Genomic DNA, 9,998 nt, shown 5'->3' with positions numbered 1-9,998 from the left:
GAGGTCAGGGCTGACTTTTGGAACAGGTTTTTGAAAAAGTTCGTTGGTTAAAAAGATATTGGAGCTTCTGTCATACTCCCTTCACAGGCCCGGCCTAGCGGCAGACCAGGACAGGGATAGGGGCGTGCTTGACCAAATAAGTCGCATGGCTGCCAAAGTAATCGCTGAGTTGGGCATCGCCATGGCTGCCGATGATGAGCAAGTCGGCTTGGCTGGCTTGGAGGAGGTCTTTGATAATGACCTTAGCGGGGTCGCCGCCCTCAGCAACTAAGCACTGGACCTCTGGGAGGCCTGCTGCTTCTGCCTGGGCCCGGTAGCCAGCAACCTGGTCCAAAAAGGCCTGACGTTTGCCCTGGACTTCCTTGGGGTCGAGGGCTTCATAAACATTGAGCTGACTGGCTTCGAAGACTGAAGCAATACAGAGGGGGCAGCCTTTGTCCTGGGCTAGGTTGATGGCATAGTGGAAGGCTTTTTGGGCTTCCTTGGACCCGTCTACTGCGACGAGGATACGGTCAAAGGTCATCTTATTCATGACTGGTCATCCTTTCATGAGTTCCATGCAATAAACTTTGGTGTTTGGCCTGGAGGCGTTTTTCTCCTTGGTGGATGCCGATAATGGTCCAGGCAAGCAAGGCGAGGACAAGGATAATGACGAGGTAAGCGACTTGGTGGGACCAGGAGATGGCTGTGGCGCTGGCTTGGTCACCTAGGAAGGCTTCGAATTGTTGGGGCAGGCCGATTAAGTTGAGATAGGTCAAGCTCACAACGGACAGCCAGCCTAGCCCGCTGATAATTAGGGAGTTTTTAAAGCGTCCCTTCATCTCCAGCTTATTGTTGGTCATCATGAGCAAGGGGACGATGGAGAAGGGGAGGGCGAAGGCTAAGAAGACTTGGGAATTATTCATGAGATTATTCAAGGCAGTGTGCTCTTCAACCGTGGACTGGCCTTGGGTCACCCAGACACAGATAATGACCGGAATCACAGAGAGCAAGCGGGTGATTAAACGACGGGCCCAGATTGGCATCCGCATATGGATAAAGCCTTCCATGATAACTTGGCCGGTGAGGGTTCCGGTGATGGTTGAATTCTGTCCAGAAGCTAAGAGGGCCAGGGCAAAGAGGGTAGAGAGGAGGCCCGTCCGAGCAACAGCCGCCAGGGGTCCCGTTGCCATAGCGTCCGGTTGGGAGAGGGCCTGGTAGAGTCCGAAGAAGGAGGGATCAGTGACCGTGCCAGTCTTAAAGACTGCAACCCCCATGATGAGGAGTAAGGCATTGACAAAGAAAGCCAAGGTTAATTGGATATTGGAGTCCCAAGTGGTGAAACGGATCGCCGATTGGATGGCTTGGGGCTTTTGGTGGTCAATCTGCCGGGTTTGGGAGACGGCAGAGTGGAGGTAGAGGTTATGGGGCATGACGGTGGCCCCGATGATTCCAAGGGCTCCGGTTAAGGGCGTCTGGCCGCCAATTTCAGGTTCCCTGGCGAAACTTTTACCAGTTGGGATAAAGCCTTCCAAGAGTGCGGCCCAGTCAGGTTTAGAGAGGGCGACTTGGTAGACGAAGATAAATAAGATCACAAAGATTAAGCAGACGACCAAGGCCTCGATCTTGCGGAAGCCCACCTTGCTGAGGAGTAAGAGCAGGAGGACGTCGAAAACCGTGATCAGGACAGCTAGGAACATGGGAATATGGAAGAGCAGGTAGAGGGCGATGGCTGCCCCGATGACTTCTGCCACATCGGTTGCCATAATCGCAAGTTCCGTGATGATCCAGAGAATGAAACCTAAAGGACGGGAGGTTCGAGCGCGGATGGCTTGGGCCAGATCCATCTGGGTAACGATGCCGAGTTTGGCTGCCATGTACTGGAGGAGCATAGCGATCAGGCTGGACATGAGGATGACCGACATGAGCAAGTAGCCGAAGTTTTGCCCGCCGGTAATGGAAGTCGACCAGTTGCCTGGGTCCATATAACCCACAGCGACTAGGGCACCGGGGCCGGAATAGGCAAGTAGGGTGCGCCAGAAGCCCTTGCCTTGGGGGACGCTGATACTGCCATTGATCTCTTCTAGGGAAGGGCCATTGGCATGCTCGAATAAATGATGGTTGGGACTTTCTTTTGACAAAGCGAACACCACTTTCTAGACTAAATGATTTTACGTTCATATATATCATACGCTCATCTTTAAGCTGTGCAAGAAGTTATTTTTAGGTTAACCAAATTAAATGCAAAAAAATCGCGAATCATGCAATTGTTAGCAAATGGGGAATTTTTTAGCGATAGGTCTATTGAAGGCATGTTCAAATATTCACAATAATGTTTTATAATCATTTCGAAAGGAAAAGGAGGAGAGAATTATGAAAGCAATTGTTGCAACCGAAGACCATAAAGCTAAAGTTGTTGATAAAGAGCTCAGGCCCCTAGAATATGGGGAAGCCTTGCTCGACATGGAGTGTTGCGGGGTTTGCCATACTGACTTGCATGTGAAGAACGCTGATTTTGGCGATGTTTCGGGTGTCGTCCTAGGCCATGAAGGGATCGGCGTCGTGAAGGAAGTTGGCCCAGGAGTCACTTCCTTAAAAGTAGGCGACCGGGCGAGCGTGGCTTGGTTCTTCGAAGGCTGCGGGCACTGTGAATACTGCATCTCCGGTCGGGAAACCCTCTGTCGCCAGGTGAAGAATGCTGGCTATACAGCTGATGGGGGCATGGCCCAAGAATGTATCGTCACGGCCGACTATGCGGTTAAAGTGCCAGAAGGCTTAGGCTCAGCGGAAGCCTCCTCGATTACCTGTGCCGGGGTGACGACCTATAAGGCCCTCAAAGAATCCCAAGTTCGTGCGGGTCAGTGGCTGGTCCTCTTTGGTTTGGGCGGCCTGGGCAACCTAGCTCTCCAATATGCCAAGAATGTCTTCAATATGAAGGTCGTAGCGGTTGATATTAATCCGGGCCAATTAGATTTTGCCGAGCAATTTGGGGCGGATATCTGCTTGAATCCAGAAACAGATGATGTTGCTAAGATCGTCCAAGAAAAAACTGGCGGCGCTCATGGCGCAGTTGTGACAGCGGTCAACAAGGCTGCCTTTGATTCGGCAGTCAATGCGGTCCGCGCTGGGGGAACGGTTGTGGCAGTTGGCTTACCAGTCGACACCATGGACCTCTCCATTCCTCGTTTAGTCTTGGATGGTATCCGGGTCGTTGGGTCCCTAGTTGGTACCCGGGAAGACCTAGCTGAAGCCTTCCAATTCGGCGCAGAAGGCAAGGTTGTTCCTCAAGTTCACATGCGCCCCATGGAAGACATCAACGACATCTTTGACGAAATGGAAAAAGGGCAAATTCGCGGCCGGATGGTCATTGATCTTAAAGGTTAACTTGTATGCTTAAGCAAGCGCATCCTTTCTATGGCTTTGAAAGGTGCGCTTTTTTCATGGGAGAAATTGCATGTGCTGACGTAAGCATTTACATCGCTTTGTCTAAAACAAAAGCTTTTCTGGGATATTTTTGAAAAAGGAAGCCTAAAAGGTCGATTTTTTTGAAAATTTCATTTATACTAGTTGTAGTGAATATAATCACAAAAATTGAAAAAGGTGGTATAAATATGAGAAAGGCAGAAGTATTTAAGTTTCATTTCCGCAACGGTAGTGAGTGGGAAGTTTCAGCTGAACACATCGGAGACTTATGGATCAAACGCGTTTCGAATAGTTTAGGTCGAATCAACGGTGGCGAAATCCTTGAAATCAATCCAGCAGAAAGTCTTAAAGTGGAAATCTTACCTGATGCGGATACCTTCCAATCCGAATCCATTGACCAAGGCGGACTTGAAACAGGTATGTTCGAAACCATTACACGTAACCGTGGACTTGAATGGGTAACCTTGACTTGGTCAAACGGTCAAGAAAGTGAGATTTATTTCCCATTTGAACCAGTTGATGAAGACGGCTTAGAAAACAAATATATGTCTTCTAAGGTTGGGGAAGATGGTCACCTTTACATTGTGATTGACGAAGAGAAGAACGTTTCTGATATTTATTAATAAAAATAAGAGCTGGCTGCATTTTCGCACCAGCTTTTTTGCTTGTCGAACACTTGTGATGAGAGAGCCGGGCTGCTGGCTCTTTTATTGTATCCAGCTATTTCTCTGAATATTCTAGCTGGTGCGAGCAGGTTTTTCTTGCTATTTATACTTATAATTAGTAAGATGAAATTGAAAAAAATGAAGGAGTTGGCTTATGGCACACCAATATTTTGATGACAATCGTGACTTGGCTCATGATCTCAAGACCTATGAGACGGAGCTTTTGGGGGAGAGCTTTCGTTTTACCACGGATAGTGGAGTCTTTTCGCGAGACCGCTTAGATTTTGGTTCACGCTTGCTCTTAGAGACTACTGCCCATTTAGACTTTCCAGAGGGTCCCTTCCTCGACCTAGGTTGTGGCTATGGCCCTGTGGGAACGGTGCTCGGCCGTCTTCACCCTGAACGCACCATTCGTATGGTGGATGTGAGTGAACGGGCCCTGGACCTAGCCCAGGAGAATACGGCCCTGAATGGGGTCTCCAATGTTGCCATCAGCCGGTCGTCAGCTTATGACCAGATCACAGATGAGCGCTTTGCGGCGATCTTCACGAATCCCCCTATCCGGGCCGGCAAGCAAGTCGTCCACCAGTTCCTAGAAGGGGCCTATGACCAGCTCTTGCCGGGAGGGCTTTTGTTGGTAGTGATCCAGAAGAAGCAAGGAGCTCCTAGCGCCCGGAAGAAGATGGAAGAAGTCTTTGGCCAAGTGGAAGAAATTGAACGCAAGAAAGGGTATTGGATTCTTTCGAGTCAGAAGTAAGGAGTGACGGTAATGTGTGCAGCAAATGAATGGCTAGATAAGCAGTTGGACCACCGGACGATTCGCGAGTTTAAGGATCAAGCGGTGCCTGAAGAGATTGTTGACCAATTGGCGGAAGTGGCCATGCGGACAGCGACTAGCGAAGGGATGCAGATGGCTTCAATTATTCGGGTGAAGGACCCGGACAAGCGCCAGGCCATTGCTGAAGTGGGCAAGCAAGAATATATTGCCCGGGCCCCTGAACTCTGGATCTTCCTGGTGGATACCTACCGCAACCAACAGATTGCGGAGCGGGAAGGCCGGGAGAACCTAGCTGCCCATCAGTTGGAACGCTTCCTCCAAGGCTATAGTGATGCGGTACTGATGGCCCAAAATGTGAATAATGCGGTGGAATCCTTGGGCATGGGAGCTGTTTTCCTCGGTAGCATCCAGAATAATATGGGACAAATGATTGATATTTTAGATTTGCCAGCCCTAACCGCTCCAGTCCTAGGCCTGGCCTTTGGGGAACCTAACCAAAGCCCTCAATTGAAGCCTAGGATGCCTAAGTCTCTGCGTTTCTTTGAGGATACTTACCACTTGCCTGAGGACGCGGAAAGCCTCTTGGAAGATTACGACCAAGAGATGACGACTTATTATGACCTGCGCGATGCCAATCGGCGGGTCGACAGTTTCTTTAAACAGGTGGGCGACAAGATGGAAAATCGCCGGCCCCGACGTGAAGCCTTGATCGATGACCTGCGCAAGCAAGGTTTTAATATTAGCAGGGCTCGGGAAGAATAGATACTGACGTCAGCAAGCAATTTTTTTGAATGCCGATTGTACGCTCAGCGATTCTAGCGCTTGTCTAAGACAGTTTGCGAGGGATCGCTGTTTTTATTATTGAAATATTTTTTATAAAAATTTTGACAAGTAGGTAAAGATCTGCTATCATACATATGATATAGTTATTGGAATCTGCAGGAGTCGAAATATTGTCCGATTTCCCGCGTATTTGGTCTAAAACAAAAGATAAGGCAAAAAAGTGTCGATTCTTTTGTTATTTTTTTGTCTAAAAAACGGGTAAACCGGGCCAATTTTTATGATTCTTAATAAAATCTTAAAACTTTTACTGGCTTGTTTTATAGAGAGGTGGCAATACATGTCGGGACATGATGTCAAGTTTGGGAAGCACAGCGTTCGCCGGAGTTATTCGCGCATCAACGAAGTGCTCGAACTACCAGATTTAATTGAAATTCAAACAGATTCTTATAAATGGTTCTTAGAAGATGGGGTTGTATCCATGTTCAAGGATATCTCACCGATTGAAGACCATGCAGGGAAGTTAGCTTTGGAATTCGTGGATTACAAATTCCAAGAGCCTAAGTATGATGTCTCAGAATCACGCGCTCAAGATGCCAACTATGCGGCGCCAATGTATGCGAAACTACGTCTGATCAACAAGGAATCAGGTGAAATCAAGGACCAAGAAGTCTTCTTCGGGGACTTCCCATTGATGACTGAAGCTGGGACCTTCATTGTTAACGGGTCCGAGCGGGTAATCGTTTCGCAGTTGGTTCGTTCACCAGGGGTTTACTTCAATGAGAAGGTAGACAAGAACGGCCGCCACTCTTTCGGGACAACGGTTATTCCTAACCGTGGGGCCTGGTTAGAAACGGAAACAGACGCTAAGGGCATTTCTTATGTACGGATTGACCGGACCCGGAAGATCCAACTATCTGTCCTCGTTCGTGCACTTGGCTTCTCCCAAGATGACCAGATCCGCGAAATCTTCGGCTCTAGCAAGACCCTCGAAGATACCATTGAAAAAGACCTCCATAAGAATGAATCCGATACCCGGACAGAAGAGGCCTTAAAGGATATTTACGAACGCCTGCGTCCAGGTGAACCGAAGACGGCAGAATCCTCAAGAAACTTGCTGGTTTCACGCTTCTTTGACCCACACCGCTATGACTTGGCACCAGTTGGTCGCTACAAGATCAATAAGAAACTGGACTTAAAACACCGCTTAGCTGGCCAAGTGCTTGCAGAAAACATCGTGGATCCTGAAACCGGGGAAATTCTACTCGCTAAGGATACAGAAGTTAGCCGTGACCTGATGGAAGACCTAGGCAAGGCCCTAGACCAAGGTGCCAATACGGTTGAAATTTACCCTAATGACCAAGCGGTTGTGCCAGAGCCTGTCCGCCTACAAGTGGTGAAGGTTTATGCGCCAAATGATCCAGACCGCGTGATCAATGTGATTGGGAACGCTAATCCAGCCGACGATGTGAAGGCCTTGACCGTTGCTGATATTATGGCTTCAATCAGCTACTTCTTGAACCTTTATGAAGGTTTGGGCAAGACCGATGATATCGACCACTTGGGTAACCGCCGGATCCGCTCAGTGGGTGAACTCTTACAGAACCAATTCCGAATTGGTCTTTCACGGATGGAAAGAGTGGTTCGGGAACGGATGTCTACCCAAGATGTCGATACGGTGACCCCACAACAATTAGTTAATATCCGTCCCGTGGTTGCTGCGATTAAGGAATTCTTCGGTTCCTCCCAGCTGTCACAGTTCATGGACCAAAACAACCCCCTATCTGAGTTGACCCATAAGCGTCGTCTCTCTGCTTTGGGGCCAGGCGGTTTGACCCGTGACCGGGCAGGCTATGAAGTTCGGGATGTGCACTATTCCCACTACGGTCGGATGTGTCCAATCGAAACGCCTGAAGGTCCGAATATCGGGCTGATCAACTCGCTGGCGACTTATGCCAAGATCAATGAGTACGGCTTTATCGAAACCCCTTACCGTCGGGTGAGCTGGGATACCCACAAAGTAACCGACAAGATCGATTACCTAACTGCCGATGAAGAAGATAATTACATCATTGCCCAAGGGAACTCGGAATTAAACGAAGATGGGTCCTTTGCTTCAGACAAGGTGATGGCTCGTTATGTGGAAGAGAATATCGAAGTAAGCCCTGAACAAGTGGACTACATGGACGTGTCACCTAAGCAGGTAGTCGCTGTCGCAACCGCATGTATCCCCTTCTTGGAAAACGACGACTCCAACCGTGCCTTAATGGGGGCTAACATGCAGCGTCAAGCGGTGCCGCTTCTCCAACCAAACTCCCCACTTATCGGGACGGGTATGGAATACAAGGCAGCCCACGACTCAGGGACAGCTGTTATTGCTAAAGAGTCAGGGACAGTTGAATTTGTTGACGCCCGCGAAGTTCGTGTCCGTCGTGAAAATGGTGCCCTCGATAAGTACGGCTTAATCAAGTACCACCGGTCAAATGGGTCCACCTGCTACAACCAAAAACCACTGGTTCGGACTGGTGAAGAAGTGGAAGCTGGGGACATCCTAGCTGATGGGCCATCCATGCAGAATGGGGAATTGGCATTGGGCCAAAACCCACTGATCGCCTTCATGACTTGGGATGGTTACAACTACGAAGATGCGGTTATCCTTTCTGAACGTTTGGTTAAGGATGATGTGTATACTTCTATCCATATCGATGAATTAGAATCTGAAGCCCGCGATACCAAACTCGGGCCAGAAGAAATCACACGTGAAATCCCTAATGTTGGGGAAGATGCTCTGAAGAATCTTGATGACCGCGGCATTGTTTATGTCGGTGCGGAAGTTAAGGACGGAGATATCCTAGTAGGTAAGGTAACGCCTAAGGGAGTAACCGAACTTTCTCCAGAAGAACACTTGCTCCACGCTATCTTCGGTGAAAAAGCCCGTGAAGTACGTGACACCTCACTCCGTGTCCCTCACGGTGGTGGCGGTATCGTTAATGATGTGAAGATCTTCCTGCGTGAAAACGGGGATGAACTCAAACCAGGCGTCAGCATGCTGGTTCGGGTTTATATTGTCCAAAAACGTAAAATCCAAGTCGGCGATAAGATGGCTGGTCGCCACGGGAACAAAGGGGTTGTTTCCCTCGTTCTCCCAATGGAAGACATGCCATATATGCCAGACGGGACACCTGTTGATATCATGCTGAACCCACTTGGGGTACCTTCACGGATGAATATCGGACAAGTATTGGAACTCCATCTCGGAATGGCTGCCCGCAACATGGGTATTAAGATCGCTACTCCAGTATTCGATGGGGCAGTGGATGAAGACATTTGGTCAGCAGTTGAAGAAGCTGGCATGGCCTCAGACGCTAAGACTGTCCTCTACGATGGACGGACCGGTGAACCCTTCGATAACCGGGTTTCTGTTGGTGTGATGTACTACCTGAAACTTTCCCACATGGTCGACGACAAACTCCACGCTCGGTCAATTGGGCCATACTCCTTAGTTACCCAACAACCACTGGGTGGTAAGGCACAATTCGGGGGACAACGTTTCGGTGAAATGGAAGTTTGGGCACTGGAAGCCTACGGGGCAGCCTACACCCTCCAAGAAATCTTGACCTACAAGTCAGATGACGTCACTGGCCGGGTACAAACCTACGAAGCCATCGTCAAGGGTGAACCTATCCCACGTCCAGGTGTTCCCGAATCCTTCCGCGTACTGGTCAAAGAATTACAGTCACTCGGCCTAGACATCCAAGTCCTCGACGCCGACGACAAAGAAATCGACCTACGTGATATGGACGAAGACACCAACAATTTCAACCACAAAGAAGACAAAAAAGAAAACGCAGAAACAAACGAAGACAAGACTGACGACAAAGAAGACAAATCAGACAACAAAGAAATCACAGCAAAAGAAGCAGAGTAAAAGGGTGTGAGCAAGAGCGTTTAGACTTGAATGATTGGAGGCTCAGCGAAAAAGGCTGACGCTAGTCAGACGTTTCGCTGAGCTGAAATCACTTCAAGTCTGCTCTTGCGAACCCGACTAGGAAGGGTGTGAGGGCTGGCGTTTAGCTTTCCTTCACTGGAGCAAGTCGCCAGAGCAGTCTGCAAGACTGCGGCGGGGACTTGTGAAGTGACACGAAAGCTGCCAGACCGAACCCGACTAAAAGGGTGCGAGACTTGGCGGTTAGGCTTGGATGATTGGAGCAAGTAAGAAAAAGAGCGAAGCATTCGCTCGTTTCTTACTTGTGAAATCATTCCAAGACTGCCAAGTCGAACCCGACTAAAAAGGGTGAGAGCAGTTGCGTCCAGGCTTTAATGACTGGAGCCCAAGCGGATAAGAGCGGCTGTAGCCGATCGTTCCGATTGGG

Annotated in this window: 7 protein-coding genes; 5 read left to right on the top strand and 2 right to left on the bottom strand. The window is 49.1% G+C overall.

Annotation, left to right across the window (positions count from 1 at the left end; translation table 11 throughout):
• Positions 1-94: 94 nt before the first annotated feature.
• Together HMPREF3090_RS07575 and HMPREF3090_RS07570 are read right to left on the bottom strand one after the other, a co-directional pair.
• Complete coding sequence (locus HMPREF3090_RS07575; protein ID WP_083272429.1) at positions 95-532, bottom strand: universal stress protein; 438 nt, start codon at positions 530-532, stop codon at positions 95-97.
• Positions 525-2,120, bottom strand: coding sequence for an Nramp family divalent metal transporter (locus HMPREF3090_RS07570; RefSeq protein WP_101603568.1), 1,596 nt, complete (start codon positions 2,118-2,120; stop codon positions 525-527). Before HMPREF3090_RS07570 ends, HMPREF3090_RS07575 begins: the two co-directional genes overlap by 8 nt.
• A 232-nt stretch (positions 2,121-2,352) precedes the next feature.
• Here HMPREF3090_RS07570 and adhP point away from each other — a divergent pair, with 232 nt between their 5' ends.
• From adhP to rpoB, 5 genes are all read left to right on the top strand, one after another.
• The gene (adhP, locus tag HMPREF3090_RS07565) at positions 2,353-3,363 is read left to right on the top strand and encodes an alcohol dehydrogenase AdhP (RefSeq protein WP_067974093.1); all 1,011 of its coding nucleotides are present in this window, start codon (positions 2,353-2,355) and stop codon (positions 3,361-3,363) included.
• A 227-nt stretch (positions 3,364-3,590) separates the two neighbouring features.
• Positions 3,591-4,025 carry a hypothetical protein gene (locus tag HMPREF3090_RS07560; RefSeq protein WP_067974096.1) on the top strand — a complete coding sequence of 145 codons (435 nt, stop codon included), beginning with the start codon at positions 3,591-3,593 and terminating at the stop codon, positions 4,023-4,025.
• Positions 4,026-4,221: 196 nt separating this feature from the next.
• Entirely contained in the window at positions 4,222-4,824 is a 603-nt protein-coding gene (locus HMPREF3090_RS07555) for a class I SAM-dependent methyltransferase (RefSeq protein WP_067974099.1), read from the top strand.
• Between the two features lie 12 nt (positions 4,825-4,836).
• Positions 4,837-5,607 carry a nitroreductase family protein gene (locus tag HMPREF3090_RS07550; protein ID WP_067974102.1) on the top strand — a complete coding sequence of 257 codons (771 nt, stop codon included), beginning with the start codon at positions 4,837-4,839 and terminating at the stop codon, positions 5,605-5,607.
• Positions 5,608-5,965: 358 nt separating this feature from the next.
• Positions 5,966-9,553, top strand: a complete 3,588-nt coding sequence (rpoB, locus tag HMPREF3090_RS07545; RefSeq protein ID WP_070486390.1) for a DNA-directed RNA polymerase subunit beta — start codon at positions 5,966-5,968, stop codon at positions 9,551-9,553.
• The last annotated feature ends 445 nt before the right edge of the window (positions 9,554-9,998 follow it).

The organism is Aerococcus sp. HMSC23C02 (assembly GCF_001806805.1).
Classification (GTDB): Bacteria; Bacillota; Bacilli; order Lactobacillales; family Aerococcaceae; genus Aerococcus; species Aerococcus sanguinicola.
Note: the sequence above shows the minus strand (reverse complement) of the source record. Positions and strands in the feature narration are given on the sequence as shown.

Bases quoted from the DNA above. Each gene is read 5' to 3' on its own strand.
- HMPREF3090_RS07575 (WP_083272429.1), bottom strand. From the start codon at position 532: ATGAATAAGATGACCTTTGACCGTATCCTCGTCGCAGTAGACGGGTCC.
- adhP (WP_067974093.1), top strand. From the start codon at position 2,353: ATGAAAGCAATTGTTGCAACCGAAGACCATAAAGCTAAAGTTGTTGAT.
- HMPREF3090_RS07560 (WP_067974096.1), top strand. From the start codon at position 3,591: ATGAGAAAGGCAGAAGTATTTAAGTTTCATTTCCGCAACGGTAGTGAG.
- HMPREF3090_RS07555 (WP_067974099.1), top strand. From the start codon at position 4,222: ATGGCACACCAATATTTTGATGACAATCGTGACTTGGCTCATGATCTC.
- HMPREF3090_RS07550 (WP_067974102.1), top strand. From the start codon at position 4,837: ATGTGTGCAGCAAATGAATGGCTAGATAAGCAGTTGGACCACCGGACG.
- rpoB (WP_070486390.1), top strand. From the start codon at position 5,966: ATGTCGGGACATGATGTCAAGTTTGGGAAGCACAGCGTTCGCCGGAGT.